This window comes from Stenotrophomonas sp. CS3K5, assembly GCF_059515225.1.
Genome location: NZ_JCAKRX010000003.1, coordinates 35,375 through 56,680, shown reverse-complemented (window position 1 = coordinate 56,680; position 21,306 = coordinate 35,375). Strand labels below are relative to the sequence as shown.

The following is a 21,306-nucleotide window of genomic DNA, read 5'->3' as shown; positions in this document are numbered from 1 at the left end:
AGCCGAGCGTGGGCTCGGCGCTACAGGAGCGGATACGCCGGGCCATGCCCGGCGGAGAGGGGGTGGTAGCGCCGGGCCATGCCCGGCGACTACTCACTCCTGCTTCAGCAGCTGCACCAACTGGCGCAGGCGGTAGGGCTTGGGCAGGAATTCCACCTGCTCGGGCAGCGGGGGCAGCTGCGAACGCGCATAGCCGGACGACAGGATCATCCGCGCCTGTGGCTGTTCGCGGGCGACGTGTTCACTCAGCTCGATGCCGGACATGCCGTTGGGCATGCTGATGTCACTGAACACCACATCGAAACGCGCTTCGCCCTTCAGCAGCGCGGCCGCTTCCTGGGCATCGGCGGTCGTGGACACGTCGATGCCGAAGTCGCGCAGGGCCAGGCCGATCATCTCGCGCAGATCGGTCTGGTCCTCCACCATCAGTACGCGGATCGGGTCATCGGTCATCGGCAGGGTCCTCTATTGCAGGGAGCAGCAGGCTGACCGTGGTGCCGACACCGGGCGTGGTGGACACGTCGACGAAGCCGCCGCTCTGGGTGGTGAATCCGAACACCTGGCTCAGGCCCAGACCGCTGCCCTTGCCGATGTCCTTGGTGGTGAAGAAGGGTTCGGTTGCGCGCTCGGCGATGTCGGCAGCCATGCCATGGCCCTCGTCACAGACGCTGAGGGTGACATAGCCACGTTGCAACGTGCTGTCCGCATCCGGGTCGAGCCGATGCTCCAGTGCGGTGGCCACCAGGACGCGGCCGCCATCGAGGGTGGCTTCCACGGCATTGGCCACCAGGTTGCTCAGCGCGGTCTGCAGCTGCATCGCGTCGGTGCTCACCGCGGGCAGGCCGGGCGTCAGCCGCAGGTCCAGCACCACCGTGGGCGGGCAGGCGCGCTGCAGGTCCGGCAGCCAGTGCTGCAGCTGTGCGTTGATGTCCAGTGGCTCGCGGATCAGGGTCTGCCCGGTGCTGAAGGCCAGCAGCTGGCGGGTCAGCAGCGCGCCGCGGTCGGTGGCGGCCTGGGCCGCATCCAGCAGTTCGGCCGCGCGCCTGTCGTTGCTGCCTACGCGCATGGCCAGCAGATCCAGCGCATTGCCGATGGTGGTCAGCAGGTTGTTGAACTCGTGCGACAGCCCCCGGCTGAGCCGGCCCACCGTTTCGAACTGCTGGGTGTTGCGCAGCGCACGCTGGGCATCGCGCAGCAGCCGTTGTGCCTGCCATTGCTCGGTGATGTCGCGGGTGATCTTGACGAAGCCGAGCAGTTCGCCGGCTTCAACCACCGGCTCGATGACCACGCTGGCGCGGAACGAAGACCCATCACGGCGTACCCGCCAGCCTTCGCTGGCGACATGGCCCTGCTGCGCCGCGACGCGAAGCAGGCGTTGCGGCTCGCCGGCCTCGCGGTCGGTGGCCAGATAGAAGCGTCCGAAGTGCGTTCCGACTACTTCAGCGGCTGAATAGCCCTTGATGCGCTCTGCGCCCGGGTTCCAGCTGCACACGATGCCTTCGGGATCAAGCAGGTACAGCGCATGGTCGCGCACGCTGTCGATCAGCAGTCGCAATTGGCGGGAAGGGTCCGTCAGCACGGACGTCGTAGAAGCGGCTGCGTCCACGTGGAAATGAGCATTACCCCAGGGAGGGACGTGAAGCTAGGCAGTGCAGTGTGAAGGGTGTGTGGAGGTCTGGCACGTGCCAATGGTCCTGTGCGGCTGAATGCGACACGGAGTACCATCACCCACCCTTTGTCTTCTGGAACCGACCTGCATGCGTCCTGGTGCGACTACGCGCGACCGCTGGATCTGGATGGCCTCCGCTGTGCTGTTGGCCGCGACCATCGCGTTGGAACTCGTGGTCCCGCTTGGCTATGCCGTGTGGCTGGCCTATTTCCTGGCCGTGGGCGTCACGGTGTTCCAGCGCAGTGCGCGCGCCCCGTTCATCGTGGCTGCGGTCGCCTGTGTCCTGCTGGTCATAGGATTCAACATCGCGCCCGCCAGTTCCAATTCGGCGTTCTCGTTCGTCAACCGCAGCATCGGCGGCTGTGCGTTCCTGATGATCGCGCTGATTGTCTCGCGGGCCATCCAGGCGCGGCGGGAGGCAATGCGGGCACTGTGGCTGCAGGAGGCCGAGAACGCGGTGGCAATGAGCCTGCGCGGCGACCTCGGTCCGGAGCAGATCGCCGAGGCGGCAGCCACCAGCCTGGGCGCGCAGCTGGAGGCCGACGTCGGTGCCGTGTACCGGCTGGACGGAGGCAGGTTGCAGCTGACCGGTGGCCTGGCGCTGCCGTCCGGCATGCCCGCGTCGCTGGCATTGCAGGAGGGCGTGGCCGGGCAGGTGGCGCGGGACGAGCGCATCCGTCACCTGCTGGGGGGCGACGACGCCCTGCTTGAACTGCAGACCAGCCTGGGGCGCCTGCCGGTGCGCGAGCGCATCCTGGCGCCGATCAGCAGTGATGGCAGCGTGGTCGGCATCATCGAGCTGGGACGCGCCCGGATGGGCGGGCAGCGCGATCTGGATCGCGAGCTGCTGGCGCGTTGTGGCGAGACGATCGGCATGGCCCTGCGCGCTTCGCTGCTGCGCGCTCAGCTGGTCGTGCTGCTGGAAGAATCACAGCGCCAGGGCGAGGAACTGCAGGCGCAGCAGGAAGAGCTGCGGGTGGCCAACGAAGAGCTGGAAGAGCAGAGCCGCAGCCTGCAGCAGTCGCAGAGCCATCTGGAAGAGCAGCAGGCCGAGCTGGAACAGAGCAACGTGCAGCTGGAAGAGCGCACCCACGAGCTGGAAGCGCAGAAGCAGGCGCTGCTGGTTGCACAGTCACAGCTGGTGCGCAACAGCAACGAGTTGGCGGCTACGTCGCGCTACAAGTCCGAATTCCTGGCCAACATGTCGCACGAGCTGCGCACGCCGCTGAACAGCTCGCTGATCCTGGCCAAGCTGCTGGCCGACAACAAGGACGGCACGCTCACCGAGGAGCAGGTGAAGTACGCCCGCGCGATCCTGTCGTCCAACAACGACCTGCTGGCCCTGATCAACGACATCCTCGACCTGTCCCGCATCGAGGCCGGCCATGTCGAGCTGGCCGATGAGGTGGTGGTGGTGGACAGCGTGCTGCAGCGCCTGCGCGAGACGTTCGAGCCGATGGCGCGGCAGAAGGGCCTGGCCCTGCAGATCGAGGCCGACGCGCTGGCACCGAGCCAGCTGATGGCCGACAGCCAGCGCCTGCAGCAGATCCTGAAGAATCTGCTGGCCAATGCACTGAAGTTCACCGAGCACGGCAGGGTCAGCCTGCATGTGCGTGCCGGTGGCAACGGTCGCATCCGCTTCGAGGTCAGCGACAGTGGCATCGGCATCGCGCGCGAGCAGCTGCAGGTCATCTTCGAAGCGTTCCGCCAGGCCGATGGCAGCACCCGTCGCCGCTATGGCGGCACAGGCCTGGGCCTGTCGATATCGCGGGACCTGGCCGAGCGCATGGGCGGCAGCATCCAGGTCGACAGCGAACCGGGTCGAGGCAGCTGCTTCATTCTGGAACTGCCGTTGCAGGGCGCTCCGGTGTCTGTGCCCGGTGACACCCCCGTTGCCGCATCTGCGTTGCCCCAGCCTGCGGCAGCGGTGGTCGATGCACGCAGCACGACCGCGCCTGTGGTTGCGCCATCACCTGCGCCTGGGGCGGCCAGCGTGGCCGATGACCGCGGCCGCCGCCAGCGTGCAGGCCGCCTGATCCTGGCGGTGGAGGACGACGCGACGTTTGCCGAAGCCCTGGTGGCACTGGCCCACGAGCTGGACTTCGACTGCGTGGTGGCCGGATCAGCCGAAGAGGCCCTGGCCCTGGCCAGTGAACTGCGACCGAACGGCATTCTGCTTGATATCGGTCTGCCGGACGTGTCCGGCCTGAGCGTGCTGGAACGCCTGAAGCGCAACCCCGATACCCGCCACATTCCGGTGCACGTGGTCTCGGCGATGGACCGCAGCCAGGTCGCGCGCGAACTCGGTGCGATTGGTTTTGCGATCAAGCCGACCACGCGCGAACGCCTTGTGTCGGCCATCGAGCAGCTGGAGCAGACCAGTCAGCGTGACGTGCGGCGCCTGCTGATCGTCGAGGACGACAACGAGCTGCGCCACAACCTGGAACTGCTGCTGGGTCGCGAGCAGTTGCAGATTGTCGCGGTGGGCACCCTGGCCGGTGCGCTGGAGCAGCTCAGCACGGTCACCTTCGACTGCATGGTGATGGACCTGTCGCTGCCCGACGGCAGCGGCTACGACCTGCTCGAGCACATGGCCGGCAACGACGATGTCGGCTTCCCGCCGGTAATCGTCTACACCGGCCGCGCGCTCAGCCGCGAGGAAGAACAGCGTCTGCGCCGCTACTCGAAGAGCATCATCATCAAGGGCGCACGTTCGCCCGAGCGCCTGCTGGACGAGGTCACCCTGTTCCTGCACAGCGTGGAAGCCAGCCTGCCCACCGACCAGCAGCGCCTGCTGCGCGAGGCCCGCCGTCGCGACACCGTGCTTGATGGCCGTACCGTGCTGCTGGCCGAAGACGATGTGCGCAACATTTTCGCGCTGTCCAGCGTGCTTGAACCGCTGGGGGTGACTCTGGAAATCGCCCGCAATGGCCAGGAGGCGGTGGATCGCCTGGCCGAGCGTGAGGTCGACCTGGTGCTGATGGACATCATGATGCCGGAGAAGGACGGGCTGGCCGCGATGCGAGAGATCCGCGCGCAGCGCCATCTGCAGGACCTGCCGATCATCGCGCTGACCGCCAAGGCCATGCCGGACGATCGCGAACGCTGCCTGCAGGCCGGCGCCAACGATTACATCGCCAAACCAATCGACGTGGACAAGCTGGTTTCGCTGTGCCGGGTCTGGTGCTCGCGGCAATGAACGATCAGGCGCTGTTCGACCTGGAACTGAAGGTCCTGCTGGAGGCGATCTACCAGCGCTACCACTACGACTTCCGCAGCTACGCGGTGTCATCGCTGCGGCGGCGCATGCGCCAGGCCATGCAGCGCTACGAGTGCGCACGCCTGGCCGACCTGCAGCATCGCCTGCTGCACGAGCCGGAGCTGTTCGCCCAGGCGATGCAGTTCTTCACCGTGCAGGTGTCGGAGATGTTCCGAGATCCCGCCTACTTCCGCGAATTGCGCGAGCAGGTGGTGCCGGTGCTGCGCACCTATCCCTCGGTGAAGTTGTGGGTAGCCGGTTGCAGCACGGGTGAGGAGGTCTGGTCGCTGGCGATCCTGTTGCACGAGGAAGGCCTGCTCGAGCGCAGCATTGTCTACGCCACCGACATCAACCCGTCGGCGCTGGCCACGGCCGAGGCCGGCGCCTATGGCATCGACCGGATGGCCCAGTTCAGCCGCAACTACCTGGCCGCCGGTGGCACCGCGTCGTTGTCGGACTACTACGCCACCGCGTACGACGGCGCCGTGTTCGACCGCCAGCTGCGCCGCAACGTAGTGTTCGCCGATCACAGCCTGGCCACCGATACCGTGTTCTCCGAAGTGCACCTGGTGTCGTGCCGCAACGTGCTTATCTATTTCAACCGCGATCTGCAGGACCGCGCCGTCGGCCTGTTCCGCGAGGCGCTGGTGCATCGTGGCTTCCTCGGCCTGGGCAGCAAGGAGTCGCTGCAGTTCGGGCGTCACCATGATGCCTTCGAGGTCTGTTCGCGCGAACATCGCTTGTACCGGAAGGTTGCGTGATGGCCATGAGCAGGCGGCCTGGGTTGCTGGTGATCGGCGCATCCGCAGGCGGGGTTGCTGCCCTGCAATCGGTGCTCGGTGCGCTGCCCGCAACGTTTCCCGCGCCGGTGCTGGCGGTGCTGCATCTGCCACGCGATCGCACCAGCCGCATTGCCGAAGTGCTGACGCCCTGCTGTGCGCTGCCGGTGCGCGAGGCGGAGGACAAGCAGCCGCTGCAGCCGGGAACCGTCACCTTCGCCCCGCCGGACTATCATCTGCTGGTGGAAGACGCGGCCTCGGTAGCGCTGTCGGTTGACGCGCCGGTGCTGTATTCGCGCCCGGCCATCGACCCGTTGTTCGAATCGGCTGCTGCGGTGTTTGGCCCGCAGGTACTGGCCCTGTTGCTGACCGGGGCCAGCAGCGACGGCAGCGAAGGGGTGGCTGCGGTTCGCGCTGCTGGTGGCCACGCCTGGCTGCAATGTCCCGAGGAGGCCGAGGCATCGATGATGCCGGCCTCCGCCCTGCAGCACGCTGGCGCCGATGCCGTGCTGCCCCTTGAACTGATGTGCCGTCGCCTGAAGGAGTTTTCCGCATGAATCTGCTGCCACCGGACCCTGCGCAATCGCAGACCCCGGTCAACCTGCTGATCGTCGATGACGTGCCGCAGAACCTGGTAGCCATGCAGGCGCTGCTGCAGCGCGAGGGCGTGAATCTGCTGCTGGCCGGCTCGGGCGCACAGGCGCTGGAGCTTCTGCTGGAACATGAGGTGGCGTTGGCGTTGCTGGACGTGCACATGCCGGAGATCGACGGCTTCACCCTGGCCGAACTGATGCGGGGTTCGTACCGCAGCCGCACCATCCCGATCATCTTCCTGACCGCCTCGCCGGATGACCCGGTGCGCGCCTTCAAGGGCTATGAGACCGGCGCGGTGGATTTCCTGCACAAGCCGGTGGCGCCGCAGGTGATCCTGAGCAAGGTCAATGTCTTCATCGAGCTGTACCAGCAGCGGCAGCTGCTGAAGGCGCGCAACGAGGCATTGGAGCGCGCCCTCAAGCTCAACGAGACCATGGCGGCGGTGCTGACCCACGACCTGCGCACGCCGTTGTCGGCGATCCTGTTGTGCGCCGACAAGCTGGCGCTGGACCTGCCTGCCGACAACATCGGCGCCCGCCAGACGCTGGCGCACCTGGAGGCCAGTACGCTGCGCATGGCGCGGATGGTGGAGCAGCTGCTGGACTTCTCGCGGATCCGCAGCGGCGGCCTGCGCCTGCAGGCGAGCAGCTGCGATCTGGGCGATGTGGCGCGTGCGGTGGTGGCCGAAGCCGGCAGCGCGCATGGCCACTCGCGGATCCGCCTGGACATGCACGGTGACACCGCGCTGCAGGGCGATTTCGATCGCCTCGGCCAGGTCGCGGCCAACCTGATCGGCAATGCGCTGACTCATGGCAGCGAGGCGAGGGTGGAGGTGGATGGCCGCGATGCGCGCAACGTGCTGCTGCGGGTGAGCAATGCCGGGCACATCGATGAAGCCCTGCTGCCGCGCCTGTTCGAACCGTTCAAGGCCAGCTTCCATCCCAGCAACGGGTTGGGCCTGGGCCTGTACATCGTCGATCAGTTCGTACGTGCCCACGGCGGGCGCATCCAGGCCAGCAACGAGGCCGGGCAGGTGGTGTTCGAGGCGCGACTGCCCCGACGCTGCGACGTCCCGGGCGTGACCGCAAACTGAACTCTTCAGCAAGCGTGAACCACTTCTGAGACGGGCTCGTCCGCAACTGTTACCGTGGCTTCACCTCCTGCCAGGGAAGCGCCATGCCTCTGCGCGCCATCGCCTACGTCAGCCAGGCGTCACCGGACCTGTCACCCGAAAGGCTGGATGCATTGGTCGAAGACGCCGCGCGCTTCAACAAGCTGGCCGGGGTGACAGGCGTACTGCTGCATGACGGCGCTCGCTTCCTGCAGTACATCGAAGGTCCGCCGGATGGCATCGATTCGGTGTACGAACGCATCCTGCAGGCGGGCAGCCATGTCGACATCGTGGAGCTGGCGCGCGGACGTCTGGGCCAGCGCCAGTTTCCCTACTGGGCGATGCGCGCACTGGCGGTGGACGCGATGCTGCTGCGCCAGCTCTCATCCGGCGACTGGTCCGGGTTTACCCGCGCCCTGCAGGGCGACCGTTCCGCGCCCACGCCGGTGGACCTGCTCGACACCGTCGTGCAGCCGGTGCTGCACGCCGTCTGAGTGCCCCCCCCTCGGTTCAGCGTGCCGGGCCGCCGCAGTAGGCGGCGTGCAATGCCTGCAGTACGCCCAGTGCCGGGCCTTCGATCATCCGGTAGTGGATCGATTGTGATTGGCGCCGCGTCGCCACGATGTCCAGCGCGCGCAGCACCGCCAGATGCTGCGACAGCGCCGATGCGCTCAGCCCGGTCAATGCCTGCAGTTCAGGCACCGGCGCTTCGCCTTCCACCAGCCGGCACAGCACCTGCAAACGCGCCGGGTGGGCCAGGCTCTTGAGCAGGGCGGCCGCATGCGCGGCATGTTCGGCCATCGCGGTGGTGTCGAGCGGGGCGCGGGCCATGGTTGACCTTGTGGTTTGGATGGCGCTAATTTAGTAAAATCTAAATTACGTGGCAATCGAATGCGCGCAACATGCGAGGGCAGGGCATGAACGTGCCATGGGCGGCACTGGCCGGTGGCGGGCTGATCGGGCTGGCTGCGGTGCTGTTGCTGGCGACCACCGGCCGCGTGGCCGGCATCAGCGGGATCGCGGCCGGCACGCTGCGCCCCGCGCAGGGCGAGCGCGGTTGGCGCTGGGCCTTCCTGCTCGGTCTGCTGCTGGCAGCGGGCGCAGTGCTGTGGTGGCAAGCGGCGCCCGGGCAGCCGGCGCGCGCGCTGATCCGCGATGCGCTGCCAGCCTGGCAGCTGGTCGGCGCGGGCCTTCTGGTCGGCTTCGGCACCCGGCTGGGCAATGGCTGCACCAGTGGACACGGCGTGTGCGGCATGGCGCGTGGTTCGCGCCGGTCATTGGCCGCGGTACTGGTGTTCATGGGCTGCGCGATGCTGACCACCTTCGTGATCCGTCACGGCGGAGCCATCGCATGAGCCGCGCGATCTGGGCCGCAGGCCTGTCCGGCGCGCTGTTCGGCGCGGGGCTGGCACTGGCCGGCATGACCGACCCGCGCCGGGTGCTCGGCTTCCTCGACGTGGCCGGCGACTTCGATCCGACCCTGGCCTGGGTGCTGGGCGCGGCCGTGCTGGTCAGCGCGCTGGGCCAGCGCTGGGTGCTGCGGCGCACGCAGCCGCTGTTCGCCACGGGTTTCCAGCGGCCCGCGCTGACCGGCGTCGATGCGCGTCTGCTGCTGGGCGCGGCCCTGTTCGGCATCGGCTGGGGCTGGGCGGGCTACTGCCCGGGGCCGGCCCTTGCCGGGCTGGCTGTGGGGTCGCGTGAAGCGCTGTGGTTCGTGCCCGCCATGCTGGCAGGCTTCTGGCTGCACGCGCGGGTCACGCGCTGAGCTTTCACCGTTGTGTCACCGCACGTGCGGTGAGATCCGCTGATCACGGGGAACGGAGCGCAGCGACATGGCACGGATGACGTGGAAGCAGAAGGCAATGCTGGCGGTGGCACTGGTGGCGGCCGGCGCCCCCGCACTGGCCTGCACGCGTGCGGTGTACCTGGGTGACAACGGCGATGTGATCACCGCGCGGTCGATGGACTGGAAAGTCGATGTGGCGACCAATCTCTACGTGCTGCCGCGTGGCATGGCACGCACCGGCCAGGCCGGGCCGAAATCGCTGGCGTGGACGGCGCGCTACGGCAGCGTGGTGGCCACCGGCTACGACGTGTCGACCACCGACGGCATGAACGAGAAGGGTCTGGTTGCCAACCTGCTGTGGCTGGTCGAGTCGGAGTACCCGCAGCAGCGTGGCAACAAGCCCGGCCTGGCCATCTCACTGTGGGCCCAGTACGTGCTGGACAACTTCGCCACGGTGGACGAAGCGGTGGCGGCGTTGCGGCGCGAGCCGTACTCGATCATCACCGACAAGGTGCCGGGCGAGGATCGCCAGGCGACGCTGCACCTGTCTCTGTCCGATGCCAGCGGTGACAGCGCCATCGTCGAGTACATCGGCGGTCGCCAGGTGATCCATCATGACCGGCGCTACCAGGTGATGACCAACTCGCCGATCTTCGAGCAGCAGCTGGCGCTCAACACTTACTGGCAGCAGATCGGTGGCACGGTGATGCTGCCGGGCACCAACCGCTCGGCCGACCGCTTCGCGCGGGCGTCCTTCTACATCAATGCCATCCCCAAGGCCGAAGATCCAGTGGTGGCGCTGGCCAGTGTGTTCAGCGTCATCCGCAATACGTCGGTGCCCTATGGCATCACCACGCCGGGCGAGCCGAACATCTCGTCCACGCGCTGGCGCACCGTGGCCGACCACAAGCGCCGGCTGTACTTTTTCGAATCGGCGTTGACCCCGAACACGTTCTGGGTCGATCTGAACAAGGTCGATTTTGCTGGCAAGGTGCTCAAGCTCGACCTCGGCCCGGACCAGCGCAATACCTTCGCAGGTGATGCACTGGGCCAGTTCGTGCCCAGCGCACCGTTTACCTTCCTGGGGGTTGACGGCTAGCGCGGGGCCTGGTCGGGGACGTCCTTCGGATACACCGCCAGCACCGGGCAGGCCGGTCGCATGAAGCGTGGGGTGAACGAGCGCAGGTCACCTGGAATGTCCGACGGCGTCTCCACCATGCGGTCGCCGGGATTGCCGCAGATCAGGCCATTCTGGAAGCCGGACTGGAAATACACCGAGGTGGCGCCGGCCTGGATCGGGCAGCTGCCGGCCAGTTCGACCCGGTAGAAACGGTGCCCGCCGCTGCGGCGTGGGTTGGTTTCGACCACCACGCCCTGTGCATCCTCGCTCCAGCTGCGTACATGGCGGCTGGCGAAGCAGAACGCCGGCGACGCCTGGAAGGTCTGGCGGGTGCGGCTGCGCGGCTGCCGCGCCTCGCCCTTGGCGGTTACCGTGACACTGGGGAGCGTGGCGGCATATTGCCGTCCACTGGCCCGCGCCGTACTGGCGAATTCACGGTTGTCGATCGGAGTGACGCCGGCCACGGCGCAGCGGCGTCCATCGACCACCACCTGCTCGCTGGGGCGTCCACAGGCCCAGCCCGACGGTGCCTCCAGCCGCAGCGTGCCGGCGTCATTGATGCCGGGACAGGCAGCGCTGAAATCGATGCGATACGCCTGGCCCTGGCCATTGCGAACGGCAATGGCCGTTGCGGTCTCCTGCTCGACCTGCTGCACGTCACGTGCGTCCAGGCAGTGTGGTGCAGGGGCAGCGCGCTCGGTCGGCGACTGGCCAGCGGCGGCCATCGGCAGCAGGCCAGCAAGCACCAGCGGAAGCGTGCGGATCGTGGTGTTCATCCTGCCATCCCTGCGGTCGGAGCCGGCTGCACCATAGCATGGCCCCTCCGCGCCCGCGTTGCAGGCAGATGTCGGCGCGCGCACACTCGTCACATGGGCGCGATCTTCCACCTTCGGCACTATGGACAGGCCACCGGCCTGGACCGCCATGACTATGCGCAGTGGGTGCTGCCGCTGCAGGGTGAGCTTCAGTTCGAGATGGAAGGCCAGGGTGGCCGGTTGGATCTGCTGCAGGGAGCCTTCGTTGCCGCTGGCGAGGCACACGACCAGATGGCCGATGGTCCCAATGGCTTCGTGATCGTGGATTGCCCTCCTGGCGTGCTGGATGACGATACCCAGGAGCACCTGCGCCGCCAGCGTTGGCTGTACCTGCCATTGTCAGTGCGCCAGCGGCTGGCACAGGTGCGCGAGGATCAGCCATTGCCGGCGCTGTTGCCGCAGCTGCTGCAGATGTTCGCGCCTGCAGGCAGCGGTGCACGGCTGCAGAGCCTGTGCGCGCAGGTGCAGGCCGATCCCGGAAGGGCGTGGCCAGTGGCGCGCATGGCGGTTGTCGTGGGCGTAAGCGAAAGCCGCCTGCATGCACTGTTCCAGCGTGAGTTCGGGCTCAGTCCGCAGGCCTGGCTCAGTGCCTGCCGGCTGCGTTGGGCCAAGCACCAGCTGCGCACCAGCGCTGCGCCGATCAGCGATATCGCCCTGGCCGCAGGTTATTCCGAGCAGAGTGCACTGACCCGGGCACTGCGCCGCGAATATGGGCAAACGCCCGCCGCCTGGCGCCGGGGCGCCATCTGATCTGTAGAGCCGAGCATGGGCTCGGCTCTACAGATCAGCGACAGCGACGGGCAGTAGCCTGGGTCAAGCGCGCTCGCCGCGCCGCCGCTTACACTGCGCGGCCTGTGCTCTCCCCCTGACAATTCCAATGCGCAACAACCCGATGGCCCTGGGCATCGCCAATGGCGTTGCCGCCGGCGCGCTGTGGGGCGTGGTCTTCCTCGCGCCCGCCGTGCTGCAGTCATTCAATGCCCTGCAGTTGTCTGCTGGCCGCTATCTGGTCTATGGCCTGATTGCGGTGCTGCTGCTGTTGCCGCGCTGGAAGCGGTTGGCGCCGCAGCTGGGGCGCGCCGAGTGGTTCGGCCTGCTGTGGCTGAGCCTGGCCGGCAACCTGGTGTATTTCCTGCTGTTGGCCACCGCTGTGCAGTGGGCCGGTGGTGCGGCCGCATCGCTGATCGTCGGCTTGATTCCGGTGGTGGTGACCGTGGTCGGCGTGCGCGAGCAGGGCGCGGTGCCGCTGAAACAGCTGATGCCTGCGTTGGGCCTGTGCGTGGCGGGTGTGGCACTGGTCGGCTGGGAAGCATTGATGTCCGAGCATCTGGCAACACCGTGGCGGCAGCGCCTGATCGGCCTGCTGTGCGCGTTCGGCGCGTTGTTCTCCTGGGCGCTGTATTCGATCGGCAACAGCCGCTGGCTGGCCCGTCGCCCGGACCTGTCCAGCCACGACTGGTCACTGCTGACCGGCGTCACCACCGGCGGGCTGGCCCTGCTGCTGGTGCCGATGGCGTTCGTCGGCCACACCGGCAGCCATACCCCGGCACAGTGGAGCGGCTTCTGGGCGATCAGCGCCGGCGTGGCGGTGGTGGCCTCGATCCTCGGCAACGCGTTCTGGAACCGCGCCAGCCGGCTGCTGCCACTGACCCTCACCGGGCAGATGATCGTGTTCGAAACCCTGTTCGCGCTGTTGTACGCGTTTGCCTGGCAGCAGCGCTGGCCAACCCTGCTGGAAGCTTTGGCCATCGTGTTCCTGGTCGCCGGGGTGATGCTGTGCGCGCATGCCCATCGTGCGCCGCGGGCGATCGCCGAACATGCGGGCTAGTTGCAGGCGTCAAGCGCGCTGATGCCCGCTTTGTCTCAGATGCAACCAAATGCCGGCACGTTGAGCGATGATCGCGGCAGTCGATTTTTGCATCGCAGCACTTGACAGCCGCCCGGCGCGCAGTGTTTTCTGTACGCCATGGTCCTTGATGCCGCCCACGCCAGCCTGATCGCCCCCGCCACCGCGGGCCGTTCGACTGCGCAGGTCGCCATCACCACCATTACCACCACCACCGTCACCACTGCCCTGGTGCGGCCCGTCGTCTTCGTGTAACTCCCGAAAACCACGGCCCCGCACCATCCAGGTGGCGGGGAAACTCGACACCTGCATGCGACGGGGCCTCCTGCCGAGGTCTGCATGTCTCTCCACGCCCCCGCCCATCCCGTAGCCCCGGCCGATCTGGCTGCGCCGACCACTGTCGTGCACAAGTTCGGTGGCACCTCCGTGGCCGATGCCGAGCGCTACCGCCATGTCGCCGGCCTGCTGCTGGCCCGCCCCGAAACCCTGCAGGTCACCGTTGTCTCGGCGATGAAGGGCGTCACCGACGCACTGATCGAGCTGGCGCAGCTGGCGGCCAAGGGCGATGCAGGCTGGCGCGAGGCCTGGCATGCGCTGCGCGCCCGTCATCGCGGCGCTGCCGTGGCCCTGCTCGGCGAGCACGTGGGCGACACCGTGGAGTGGATCGATGCGCGCTTCGATCAACTGGCAGAGGTGCTGGCGGCGCTGGCGGTGATCGGCGAGCTGCCGCGCGAGGTGCTCGACCGCGTGCAGGGCCTGGGCGAAGTGTTCTCCGCACAGTTGTTGGGTACCCATCTGCGCGCGCTGGGCGAAGACTGCGCGGTGCTCGATGCGCGCGACGTGCTGGTGGTGGGGCATGGTGAGCTGGGCGTGGACGTGGACTGGGAAGCCAGTGCGGACCGCCTGGCCAAATGGCGCCTGCAGCATCAGCAGTCGCGGCTGGTCGCCACCGGCTTCGTCGCCCGTGACCGCCACGACCGCATCACTACCCTCGGCCGCAATGGCAGCGATTACTCCGGTGCGATCTTCGCCGCGCTGTTCAATGCGGATGAGCTGCACATCTGGACCGATGTCGATGGCGTGCTGTCGGCCGACCCGCGGCTGGTGCCCGAGGCGGTGCAGCTGGAGTCGCTGAGCTACGACGAAGCCTGCGAGCTGGCCTATTTCGGCGCCAAGGTAGTGCACCCGCAGACGATGTCGCCGGCGATCCGCCTCGGCCTGCCGATCTTCATCCGCAATACCTTCCAGCCGGCACATCCGGGTACGCGCATCAGCGCCGAGCGCTCGCCGCGCGGGCCGGTGAAAGGGTTGACCCTGAGCCCTGGGCTGGCCCTGCTGAATCTGGAAGGCACCGGCCTGATCGGCGTGCCCGGTACGGCCGAGCGTGTGTTCGCTGCGCTGCGCCAGGCACAGGTGTCGGTGGTGATGATCTCGCAGGGCTCGTCGGAACATTCGATCTGCTGCGTGGTACGCGCCGCCGAAGCCGCACGCGGTCGCGAAGCACTGCTGCACGCGTTCGCGCATGAACTGTCGGTCGGCCAGGTGCAGCGCGTGCAGGTCAGCGAGGGAGTGAGTGTGCTGGCGGCGGTCGGCGACGGCATGGCCGGCCAGCCGGGTGTGGCGGCGCGCCTGTTCGAGGCGCTGGGCCGTGCGCAGGTGAACATCCTGGCCATCGCCCAGGGCTCGTCCGAGCGCAACATTTCGGTGGCGGTGGACAGCGCCGATGCCACCCGCGCGCTGCGCGCTGCACATGCCGGGTTCTGGCTGTCGCCGCAGACCTTCGCGGTGGGTGTGATCGGGCCGGGCAATGTGGGCGCCGCGCTGCTGGACCAGTTGCTGGTGGCGCGGCCGCAGCTGCTGGCCAAGGCCAACGTCGACCTGCGCCTGCGCGCGCTGGCCTCGCGTTCGCGCATGCGCCTGGAAGCCGACGGCCTGCACGCCGACTGGCGGCAGGCGTTGCAGCAGGCCGGTGAGGCCAGTGACCTGGATCGTTTCACCGAGCATCTGCTGGGCGCACACCTGCCGCATGCGGTGGTGATCGACTGCAGTGGCAGTGCCGAGGTGGCCGAACGCTACGAGGGCTGGCTGGCAGCTGGCATCCATGTGGTCACGCCGAACAAGCAGGCTGGCGCCGGCCCGTTGCCGCGCTACCAGCGCATCCGTGCGGCCGCCGCCGCCAGCGGGGCGCGCTTCCGCTACGAAGCCACGGTAGGTGCGGGCCTGCCGGTGATCACTACGCTGCGCGATCTGGTCGATACCGGTGACGAGGTGCTGGCCATCGACGGCATTTTCTCCGGCACGCTGGCCTGGCTGTTCAACCGCTTCGATGGCAGCCAGCCGTTCTCGGCGCTGGTGGCGCAGGCGCGCTCGATGGGCTACACCGAACCGGACCCGCGCGATGATCTGTCCGGTGTGGACGTGGCGCGCAAGCTGGTGATCCTGGCGCGCGAGGCTGGGCACGCGCTGAGCCTGGAACAGGTACAGGTCGAAAGCCTGGTGCCGGCGCTGCTGCGCGAGGGCAGCGTGGATGACTTCATGGCGCGCCTGGGCGAGTCCGATGCCAGCCTGCTGCAGCGGCTGCAGGAGTCGCGCAAGCGCGGTGCGGTACTGCGCTACGTGGCGCGGCTGGGTGCCGATGGCGCTTCGGTCGGCCTGCAGGAGCTGCCGGCCGACCACGCCTTCGCCAACCTGCGGCTGACCGACAACGTGGTGCAGTTCCGTACCCGTCGCTACTGCGACAACCCGCTGGTGGTGCAGGGCCCCGGTGCCGGACCGGAAGTGACCGCCGCCGGTGTGTTCGCCGACCTGCTGCGGGTGGCCGCCGGTGAAGGAGCACGCCTGTGATCGCACGTGCGTTCGCGCCTGCTTCGGTGGCCAACGTTGCGGTCGGCTTTGACATTCTTGGCCACGCGATTGCGGGCATCGGCGATACCGTGAGCGTGCGTCGCATCGATGAACCGGTGGTGCGCATCGATGCCATCCGCGGCAGCGCGGTCGAGTTGCCGCTGGAGGCGGCCGGCAATACCGCCGGCGCCGCGTTGATATCGCTGCGCGAGCGGCTGGGGCTGGCGTTCGGCTTCGCCATCGAGATCGACAAGGGCATTCCATTCGGCTCGGGCATGGGTGGTTCGGCAGCCTCCTGCGTGGCGGCACTGGTCGCCGCCAACGCGCTGTTGGAGCTGCCGCTGTCGCGTGAGGCGTTGTATCCATTCGCGCTGGAGGGCGAGGCGGTGGCCAGTGGCGGCCGCCACGGCGATAACGTGGGCCCGCTGCTGCTGGGTGGGCTGGCGTTGTGCACGGCCGATCGGCTGCTGCCGATTCCGGTGCCGGCGCAGTGGCACAGCCTGCTGGTACATCCGCACGCGGTGCTGGAAACGCGACGCGCACGACAGGCGTTGCAGGGCAGTTATGCCTTGGGCGAGTTCGTGGCGCAGAGCGCGAATCTGGCGCTGGTGCTCAGTGGCTGCCACCGCAGCGATGCCGGACTGGTGCGGTCCGGGCTGCGCGATGTGCTGGTCGAGCCGCGGCGGGCTGGCCTGATCGCGGGCTTTGAAGCGGCGCGCGACGCAGCGCTGGCGGCGCAGGCGATGGGTGCGGGCATCTCCGGTGCCGGTCCCAGCGTATTCGCCTGGTTTGAAGATGCCGGGCAGGCCCACGCCGCCGCCGCGCCGGTGCAGGCGGCCTTTGCTGCCGCCGGCTTCGACAGCGACGCATGGGTGTCGCCGCTGGATGCGCCGGGAGCCCGGCTGTGCTGAATCCTTCCCCTTTACTGGATACCGAACCCATGCACTTTGTTTCGACCCGTGGCCAATCGCCGGCCGTCGGCCTCAGCGCGGCCATCGCTGCTGGATTGGCGCCCGATGGCGGCCTGTATGTGCCCGGGACGCTGCTGGCTGCGCGTGAACTGCGCGCCGGCGCGACACTGGCCGAGACCGCAGCTGATCTGCTGGCGCCGTTCTTTGCCGGCGATGCGCTGGCGTCCGCGTTGCCGTCGATCTGCCATGAGTCCTTCGACTTCCCGGTGCCGCTGCGTCCGCTTGGCGACGGCGATCATGTGCTGGAGCTGTTCCATGGGCCGACCGCCGCGTTCAAGGACATCGGTGCGCGCTTCCTGGCCGGCACGCTGTCGCGGCTGCAGGCCGGCCAGGATCGCGACCTGACGATTGTCGTCGCCACCTCCGGCGATACCGGTGCCGCGGTGGCGGCGGCGTTCCATCGCCAGCCTGGTGTGCGCGTGGTGGTGCTGTATCCGGATGGCCGCGTGTCGCCCCGGCAGGCGCATCAGCTTGGCTGCTTCGGCGACAACATCGTGGCGCTGCGCGTGGCCGGTGCGTTCGACGACTGCCAGGCCATGGTCAAGCAGGCGCTGGCCGACCGCGAACTACAGGCCCAGGTGCCGTTGAGTTCGGCCAACAGCATCAGCCTGGGGCGTCTGCTGCCGCAGATGAGCTACTACGCGCATGCGGCACTGACCCATCATGCTCAGACCCGGCGCCGGCTCAACCTGGTGGTACCGACCGGCAACCTCGGCAATGCGATGGCCGCGGTGCTGGCGCGCGCGCTGGGCGTGCCGATCGGCCAGATCGTGCTGGCGACCAACGCCAATGCCGTGCTGCCGGCGTACTTCAACGGCGGCGACTACCAGCCGCAGGCCAGCGTGGCGACCGTGGCCAATGCGATGGACGTGGGCGCGCCGAGCAACTTCGAGCGGCTGCGCTGGCTCTACCACGGCGATGATGCCGAATTGCGCGCGGCGTTCCGTGCATTCGCGGTGGATGATGTGACCATCCGTGCCACGATTGCCAGTGCGCATGCCAGCCGCGGCGAGCTGTTCTGCCCGCACACGGCGACGGCGGTAAAGGTACTGCAGGACCTGCGTGCGCGTGGCGCCAAGGGCGACTGGGCGGTGGTGGCTACCGCGCATCCGGCCAAGTTCGAGGCGGTGGTGGAGCCGTTGATCGGCGAAACGGTGGCGGTGCCGCCGGCGCTGGAGGCGCTGCTGCAGCGGCCGGCGCATGCTGAACCGTTGGCGGCCGACTACGCGGCGCTGCGTGGGGTGTTGTTGCGTTGATCGAGGATGTCCGGGGTTGCCGGCCAGCGGCCGGCACTACCACAAGGATGCAGCGCGGGTTGGGTGCGACCGGATGGACGCCGCCCGGTAGTGCCGGCCGCTGGCCGGCAACCTAACCCACCATACTGCGGTCAGATCAACCCTTCACCGGCCAGCCCGCGCAATCCATCCTCGTCGAGGATCTCCACCACGTTCAGGTGGGGCAGGGCGATCAGCCCCTGCTGGCGCAGCTTGGTGAACGTACGGCTGACCGTTTCCATGGTCAGGCCCAGATGGTCGGCGATGTCACCACGCCCCATCGGCAGCGACACCCGCAGGCCGTTGCCGCCAAGCCGGGCTTCGCGTGCGGCCAGGCGCAGCAGGAAATCGGCCACCTTCTCCGCCGGCTGCAGCCGGGCCAGCGCCAGCGCGGCGTCCTGCGCCGCATCCAGTTCCTGGCAGGCACGTTGCAGCAGCTTGCGCTCCAGGTGCGGGAAGCGGCTGCGCAGCGCTTTCATCTGCGGCAGCGCGACGCGGCACACGCGGCTGTCGGCGATGGCTTCGATATCGTAGCGATGGTGGTCGCTGCCACTCAGGCCCAGATAATCGCCCGGCAACACGAATCCACTGATCTGGCGGCGGCCATCGGCCAGGGTGCGCACCAGGCGCAGCGCCCCGGCGGTCAATGTATAGACATGCTGGCGTTCTTCGCCGGTGCGGGCCAGCGTACTGCCCAGGGTGATCTGCTGCGAATGGGTGACCTGTTCCAGCGCCTGCACTTCATCGGGCGACAGCGCCGAGCACACCGCAAGGTGGCGGACCGAGCAATGCAGGCAGTCCAGCGTGCTGCAGGACGGCGAGGCGGGATCGGGGGTGGCGGGCGGAGCGCCGGAAGGCCGGGACATGTTGCGGGGGCGTATCACGGGCGGGGAGGCCTTTATGATACTTCATGCGGCCTTGCGGCCCCCTATCGGCGGCTGAGCGCTGCGGGGCGCTAGAATGTCGCCCCCTCCCACGTCCCGTTCCAGCAGGAGTTCCGCCCGTGATCAAGCCCCGTACCCCGCCCGGCACCCTTGAACTGCTGCCGCGCGAGCAGATTGCGTTCCAGCGCATGCTGGACGTGATCCGTCGCAACTACGAGCGCTTCGGGTTCCTGCCGGTGGAGACGCCGGTGTTCGAGCTGTCCGACGTGTTGCTGACCAAGTCCGGCGGTGAGACCGAGCGCCAGGTGTACTTCGTGCAGTCCACCGGTGCGCTTGCCAACGCCGCCGAGTCCGGTGACCGCTCGCTGCCGGAAATGGCACTGCGCTTCGACCTGACCGTGCCGCTGGCGCGCTACGTGGCCGAGCACGAGCACGAGCTGACCTTCCCGTTCCGCCGCTACCAGATGCAGCGCGTGTACCGCGGTGAGCGTGCCCAGCGCGGGCGCTTCCGCGAGTTCTACCAGTGCGACATCGATGTGATCGGCAAGGACAGCCTGAGCGTGCGCTATGACGCCGAAGTGCTGGCGGTGATCCATGCGGTGTTCTCGGAACTGCGCATCGGTGACTTCAGCATCCAGTTGAACAACCGCAAGCTGATGCGAGGCTTCTTCGAAAGCCTGGGCGTGGCCGAAGGCGAGCGCCAGCTGGCGGTGCTGCGTGAGGTGGACAAGCTGGACAAGCGTGGCGCCGATTACGTGCGCGAGACGCTGGTGGGCGAGGGCTTCGAGATCCCGGCCGCACAGGTCGAGAAGATCCTGGCCTTCGTCGCCGTGCGTTCGCAGGGGCACGACGATGCACTGGCCCAGCTGGCCGCACTTGAAGCGGGTGCGGCATCGTCGGAGACGCTGCGTACCGGGGTGGCCGAGCTGCGGGAAGTGCTGCAGCTGGTGCAGGCGCTGGGTGTGCCGGAGAGCGCGTATTGCCTGAATTTCTCGATCGCGCGCGGCCTGGATTACTACACCGGCACCGTGTACGAGACCACGCTGACCGACCACCCGCAGATCGGCTCGATCTGCTCGGGCGGTCGTTATGAAGACCTGGCCAGCCACTACAGCAAGTCGAAGCTGCCGGGCGTGGGCATTTCCATCGGTCTGTCGCGTCTGTTCTGGCAGTTGCGCGAAGCCGGCCTGATCGACGGCATCGAGGCCAGCAGCGTGCAGGCGCTGGTGGCGCTGATGGACGAGCAGGGCATGGCGCAGTCGCTGGACATCGCCCGCCGCCTGCGCAGCGGTGGCATCAACACCGAAGTGCAGATGGAGCCGAAGAAGATCGGCAAGCAGTTCCAGTACGCGGCCAAGGCGGGTATCCGCTTCGTGGTGCTGGCCGGTGAGGATGAGCTGGCCCGTGGCGTGGTGGCGGTGAAGGATCTGCTGCGCGAACAGCAGTTCGAGGTGTCGCGCGAGGAGCTGGCCAGCACCCTTCAGGTGGAACTGGAGCAGTCGAAGGCGATGGCGTGATGCGCACCGCCGCAGGAGTGCTTCTCGTGCTCCTGCTGGCGGGCTGCCAGAGCGATCCGGCACTGCATGCGGCGCGGATCGGCCCGACACAGTACCGGTTGCAGGTCGATCGCTGCCACGTGATCGACCGCGCGCAACTCGAAGGTGACCTGCGGGCCCTGGCCGCGCGGAAGTGCCCGGCGGGCGCGGGTGCGCTGGAAAACATCCAGTCCCTGCCGAGCCGGCAGGGCAGCCTGTTTGGCGAGTGCCTGCGCCGCGCTGCGCTGCAGGCCGAGGTGCGCTGCCTGACGCCTTGAGGTGATCCAGGTTAATGATTTAAAAAGAAAAAACGCCCGCCATTGGTGGGCGTTTGTCGTTTCCGGAGCCCCGTTCGAGGGGTCAGATCCGTTTTCCGCAGGAAAACGGATCCGGCCCCCTGTCGTCCGGATTTGACGCACTGCGCAAGAATGCGTTAATGTACTAACGCGCTATTACATTGATGCATGAACACGACTCCATGAAAGCCCGCCCCGAGATTGCCGCCAAAGACCCGAAGGCCGACCTGCATGCCCTGGCCCAGGCCTTTGCCGCCCTGCGCGAGCCGGAGCAGGTCGAGGCATTCCTGCGTGACCTGTGCACGCCGGCCGAGCTGGAAGCCATGGCCGACCGCTGGAAGGTGGTGCCGCTGCTGCAGCAGGGTGTGCCGTACCGCGAGATCCACGAGCGCACCGGCGTCAGCGTGACCACCACCGGACGGGTGGCACGCACACTCGAGCATGGCCATCGAGGCTATGCCGCTGCCATCGACCGCCTTGCTGCGCGCTGACCCGCGCCCCGTTCCGAACTTCGAGATCTCCC

22 protein-coding genes are annotated in these 21,306 nt (G+C 67.9%); 16 read left to right on the top strand and 6 right to left on the bottom strand.

Going from position 1 to position 21,306, the window contains the following annotated elements:
- Positions 1 to 93: 93 nt before the first annotated feature.
- Positions 94 to 453, bottom strand: coding sequence for a response regulator (locus AC5YGJ_RS05345; RefSeq protein ID WP_249844201.1), 360 nt, complete (start codon positions 451 to 453; stop codon positions 94 to 96).
- Positions 443 to 1,606, bottom strand: coding sequence for a two-component system sensor histidine kinase NtrB (locus tag AC5YGJ_RS05340; protein ID WP_496185980.1), 1,164 nt, complete (start codon positions 1,604 to 1,606; stop codon positions 443 to 445). Before AC5YGJ_RS05340 ends, AC5YGJ_RS05345 begins: the two co-directional genes overlap by 11 nt.
- 151 nt (positions 1,607 to 1,757) lie before the next feature.
- Between AC5YGJ_RS05340 and AC5YGJ_RS05335 the strand changes: the two genes are divergently transcribed.
- The 5 genes from AC5YGJ_RS05335 to AC5YGJ_RS05315 all read left to right on the top strand — a co-directional run bounded on the left by AC5YGJ_RS05335 (position 1,758) and on the right by AC5YGJ_RS05315 (position 7,906).
- Entirely contained in the window at positions 1,758 to 4,868 is a 3,111-nt protein-coding gene (locus tag AC5YGJ_RS05335; RefSeq protein ID WP_496185979.1) for a response regulator, read from the top strand.
- Positions 4,865 to 5,689 carry a CheR family methyltransferase gene (locus AC5YGJ_RS05330; protein ID WP_309336710.1) on the top strand — a complete coding sequence of 275 codons (825 nt, stop codon included), beginning with the start codon at positions 4,865 to 4,867 and terminating at the stop codon, positions 5,687 to 5,689. Before AC5YGJ_RS05335 ends, AC5YGJ_RS05330 begins: the two co-directional genes overlap by 4 nt.
- Positions 5,689 to 6,264, top strand: a complete 576-nt coding sequence (locus AC5YGJ_RS05325) for a chemotaxis protein CheB (RefSeq protein ID WP_496185978.1) — start codon at positions 5,689 to 5,691, stop codon at positions 6,262 to 6,264. Before AC5YGJ_RS05330 ends, AC5YGJ_RS05325 begins: the two co-directional genes overlap by 1 nt.
- Positions 6,261 to 7,394 (top strand): hybrid sensor histidine kinase/response regulator, encoded by a 1,134-nt coding sequence (locus AC5YGJ_RS05320; RefSeq protein WP_496185977.1) that lies wholly within the window; start codon positions 6,261 to 6,263, stop codon positions 7,392 to 7,394. Before AC5YGJ_RS05325 ends, AC5YGJ_RS05320 begins: the two co-directional genes overlap by 4 nt.
- Before the next feature lie 83 nt (positions 7,395 to 7,477).
- Positions 7,478 to 7,906, top strand: a complete 429-nt coding sequence (locus AC5YGJ_RS05315; RefSeq protein ID WP_496185976.1) for a BLUF domain-containing protein — start codon at positions 7,478 to 7,480, stop codon at positions 7,904 to 7,906.
- 16 nt (positions 7,907 to 7,922) lie between these two features.
- On the opposite strand, the gene AC5YGJ_RS05310 is transcribed toward AC5YGJ_RS05315, so the two are convergent.
- Positions 7,923 to 8,243 (bottom strand): ArsR/SmtB family transcription factor, encoded by a 321-nt coding sequence (locus AC5YGJ_RS05310; protein WP_496185975.1) that lies wholly within the window; start codon positions 8,241 to 8,243, stop codon positions 7,923 to 7,925.
- A gap of 71 nt (positions 8,244 to 8,314) precedes the next feature.
- Between AC5YGJ_RS05310 and AC5YGJ_RS05305 the strand changes: the two genes are divergently transcribed.
- The 3 genes from AC5YGJ_RS05305 (at position 8,315) to AC5YGJ_RS05295 (ending at position 10,297) form a co-directional block, all read left to right on the top strand.
- Positions 8,315 to 8,767 (top strand): YeeE/YedE family protein, encoded by a 453-nt coding sequence (locus AC5YGJ_RS05305; protein ID WP_423172521.1) that lies wholly within the window; start codon positions 8,315 to 8,317, stop codon positions 8,765 to 8,767.
- Positions 8,764 to 9,177 (top strand): DUF6691 family protein, encoded by a 414-nt coding sequence (locus tag AC5YGJ_RS05300; RefSeq protein WP_249844192.1) that lies wholly within the window; start codon positions 8,764 to 8,766, stop codon positions 9,175 to 9,177. Before AC5YGJ_RS05305 ends, AC5YGJ_RS05300 begins: the two co-directional genes overlap by 4 nt.
- 67 nt (positions 9,178 to 9,244) lie before the next feature.
- On the top strand, positions 9,245 to 10,297 hold the full coding sequence (locus AC5YGJ_RS05295) for a linear amide C-N hydrolase (RefSeq protein WP_249844191.1): 1,053 nt from the start codon (positions 9,245 to 9,247) through the stop codon (positions 10,295 to 10,297).
- On the opposite strand, the gene AC5YGJ_RS05290 is transcribed toward AC5YGJ_RS05295, so the two are convergent.
- A complete protein-coding gene (locus AC5YGJ_RS05290; RefSeq protein WP_496185974.1) occupies positions 10,294 to 11,094 on the bottom strand; it encodes a DUF6491 family protein in 801 nt (266 codons plus the stop codon). The two genes, AC5YGJ_RS05295 and AC5YGJ_RS05290, sit on opposite strands and share 4 nt — an antisense overlap.
- A 93-nt stretch (positions 11,095 to 11,187) precedes the next feature.
- On the opposite strand from AC5YGJ_RS05290, the gene AC5YGJ_RS05285 reads away from it, so the two are divergent.
- Together AC5YGJ_RS05285 and AC5YGJ_RS05280 are read left to right on the top strand one after the other, a co-directional pair.
- Positions 11,188 to 11,883, top strand: a complete 696-nt coding sequence (locus AC5YGJ_RS05285; protein WP_249844189.1) for a helix-turn-helix transcriptional regulator — start codon at positions 11,188 to 11,190, stop codon at positions 11,881 to 11,883.
- 127 nt (positions 11,884 to 12,010) lie between these two features.
- A complete protein-coding gene (locus AC5YGJ_RS05280; RefSeq protein ID WP_496185973.1) occupies positions 12,011 to 12,961 on the top strand; it encodes a DMT family transporter in 951 nt (316 codons plus the stop codon).
- A 9-nt stretch (positions 12,962 to 12,970) separates the two neighbouring features.
- Here the strand turns inward: AC5YGJ_RS05280 and AC5YGJ_RS05275 are convergent, their stop codons facing one another.
- Entirely contained in the window at positions 12,971 to 13,291 is a 321-nt protein-coding gene (locus AC5YGJ_RS05275; RefSeq protein WP_496185972.1) for a hypothetical protein, read from the bottom strand.
- Positions 13,292 to 13,318: 27 nt separating this feature from the next.
- Between AC5YGJ_RS05275 and thrA the strand changes: the two genes are divergently transcribed.
- The 3 genes from thrA to thrC are packed head-to-tail and all read left to right on the top strand — an operon-like array spanning position 13,319 to position 18,050.
- Entirely contained in the window at positions 13,319 to 15,823 is a 2,505-nt protein-coding gene (gene thrA / locus AC5YGJ_RS05270; protein WP_496185971.1) for a bifunctional aspartate kinase/homoserine dehydrogenase I, read from the top strand.
- Positions 15,820 to 16,734, top strand: coding sequence for a homoserine kinase (locus tag AC5YGJ_RS05265; RefSeq protein WP_309336730.1), 915 nt, complete (start codon positions 15,820 to 15,822; stop codon positions 16,732 to 16,734). Before thrA ends, AC5YGJ_RS05265 begins: the two co-directional genes overlap by 4 nt.
- 29 nt (positions 16,735 to 16,763) lie before the next feature.
- Positions 16,764 to 18,050 (top strand): threonine synthase, encoded by a 1,287-nt coding sequence (gene thrC, locus AC5YGJ_RS05260; protein WP_496185970.1) that lies wholly within the window; start codon positions 16,764 to 16,766, stop codon positions 18,048 to 18,050.
- 131 nt (positions 18,051 to 18,181) lie between these two features.
- Here thrC and AC5YGJ_RS05255 read toward each other — a convergent pair whose 3' ends face one another.
- Entirely contained in the window at positions 18,182 to 18,934 is a 753-nt protein-coding gene (locus AC5YGJ_RS05255) for a Crp/Fnr family transcriptional regulator (protein WP_249844183.1), read from the bottom strand.
- 137 nt (positions 18,935 to 19,071) lie between these two features.
- Here AC5YGJ_RS05255 and hisS point away from each other — a divergent pair, with 137 nt between their 5' ends.
- The 3 genes from hisS to AC5YGJ_RS05240 all read left to right on the top strand — a co-directional run bounded on the left by hisS (position 19,072) and on the right by AC5YGJ_RS05240 (position 21,274).
- Positions 19,072 to 20,469: a histidine--tRNA ligase gene (gene hisS, locus AC5YGJ_RS05250; RefSeq protein ID WP_249844182.1), complete on the top strand. Its 1,398-nt coding sequence runs from the start codon at positions 19,072 to 19,074 to the stop codon at positions 20,467 to 20,469.
- Entirely contained in the window at positions 20,469 to 20,765 is a 297-nt protein-coding gene (locus AC5YGJ_RS05245; RefSeq protein WP_309336734.1) for a hypothetical protein, read from the top strand. Before hisS ends, AC5YGJ_RS05245 begins: the two co-directional genes overlap by 1 nt.
- Positions 20,766 to 20,965: 200 nt before the next feature.
- Positions 20,966 to 21,274: a YerC/YecD family TrpR-related protein gene (locus tag AC5YGJ_RS05240; protein WP_249844180.1), complete on the top strand. Its 309-nt coding sequence runs from the start codon at positions 20,966 to 20,968 to the stop codon at positions 21,272 to 21,274.
- Positions 21,275 to 21,306 lie beyond the last annotated feature (32 nt).

Coding starts and splice junctions, on each gene's coding strand:
- AC5YGJ_RS05345 (WP_249844201.1), bottom strand. CDS start 453: ATGACCGATGACCCGATCCGCGTACTGATGGTGGAGGACCAGACCGAT.
- AC5YGJ_RS05335 (WP_496185979.1), top strand. CDS start 1,758: ATGCGTCCTGGTGCGACTACGCGCGACCGCTGGATCTGGATGGCCTCC.
- AC5YGJ_RS05330 (WP_309336710.1), top strand. CDS start 4,865: ATGAACGATCAGGCGCTGTTCGACCTGGAACTGAAGGTCCTGCTGGAG.
- AC5YGJ_RS05325 (WP_496185978.1), top strand. CDS start 5,689: ATGGCCATGAGCAGGCGGCCTGGGTTGCTGGTGATCGGCGCATCCGCA.
- AC5YGJ_RS05320 (WP_496185977.1), top strand. CDS start 6,261: ATGAATCTGCTGCCACCGGACCCTGCGCAATCGCAGACCCCGGTCAAC.
- AC5YGJ_RS05315 (WP_496185976.1), top strand. CDS start 7,478: ATGCCTCTGCGCGCCATCGCCTACGTCAGCCAGGCGTCACCGGACCTG.
- AC5YGJ_RS05310 (WP_496185975.1), bottom strand. CDS start 8,243: ATGGCCCGCGCCCCGCTCGACACCACCGCGATGGCCGAACATGCCGCG.
- AC5YGJ_RS05305 (WP_423172521.1), top strand. CDS start 8,315: ATGCGAGGGCAGGGCATGAACGTGCCATGGGCGGCACTGGCCGGTGGC.
- AC5YGJ_RS05300 (WP_249844192.1), top strand. CDS start 8,764: ATGAGCCGCGCGATCTGGGCCGCAGGCCTGTCCGGCGCGCTGTTCGGC.
- AC5YGJ_RS05295 (WP_249844191.1), top strand. CDS start 9,245: ATGGCACGGATGACGTGGAAGCAGAAGGCAATGCTGGCGGTGGCACTG.
- AC5YGJ_RS05290 (WP_496185974.1), bottom strand. CDS start 11,094: ATGAACACCACGATCCGCACGCTTCCGCTGGTGCTTGCTGGCCTGCTG.
- AC5YGJ_RS05285 (WP_249844189.1), top strand. CDS start 11,188: ATGGGCGCGATCTTCCACCTTCGGCACTATGGACAGGCCACCGGCCTG.
- AC5YGJ_RS05280 (WP_496185973.1), top strand. CDS start 12,011: ATGCGCAACAACCCGATGGCCCTGGGCATCGCCAATGGCGTTGCCGCC.
- AC5YGJ_RS05275 (WP_496185972.1), bottom strand. CDS start 13,291: ATGCAGGTGTCGAGTTTCCCCGCCACCTGGATGGTGCGGGGCCGTGGT.
- thrA (WP_496185971.1), top strand. CDS start 13,319: ATGTCTCTCCACGCCCCCGCCCATCCCGTAGCCCCGGCCGATCTGGCT.
- thrC (WP_496185970.1), top strand. CDS start 16,764: ATGCACTTTGTTTCGACCCGTGGCCAATCGCCGGCCGTCGGCCTCAGC.
- AC5YGJ_RS05255 (WP_249844183.1), bottom strand. CDS start 18,934: ATGTCCCGGCCTTCCGGCGCTCCGCCCGCCACCCCCGATCCCGCCTCG.
- AC5YGJ_RS05245 (WP_309336734.1), top strand. CDS start 20,469: ATGCGCACCGCCGCAGGAGTGCTTCTCGTGCTCCTGCTGGCGGGCTGC.
- AC5YGJ_RS05240 (WP_249844180.1), top strand. CDS start 20,966: ATGAAAGCCCGCCCCGAGATTGCCGCCAAAGACCCGAAGGCCGACCTG.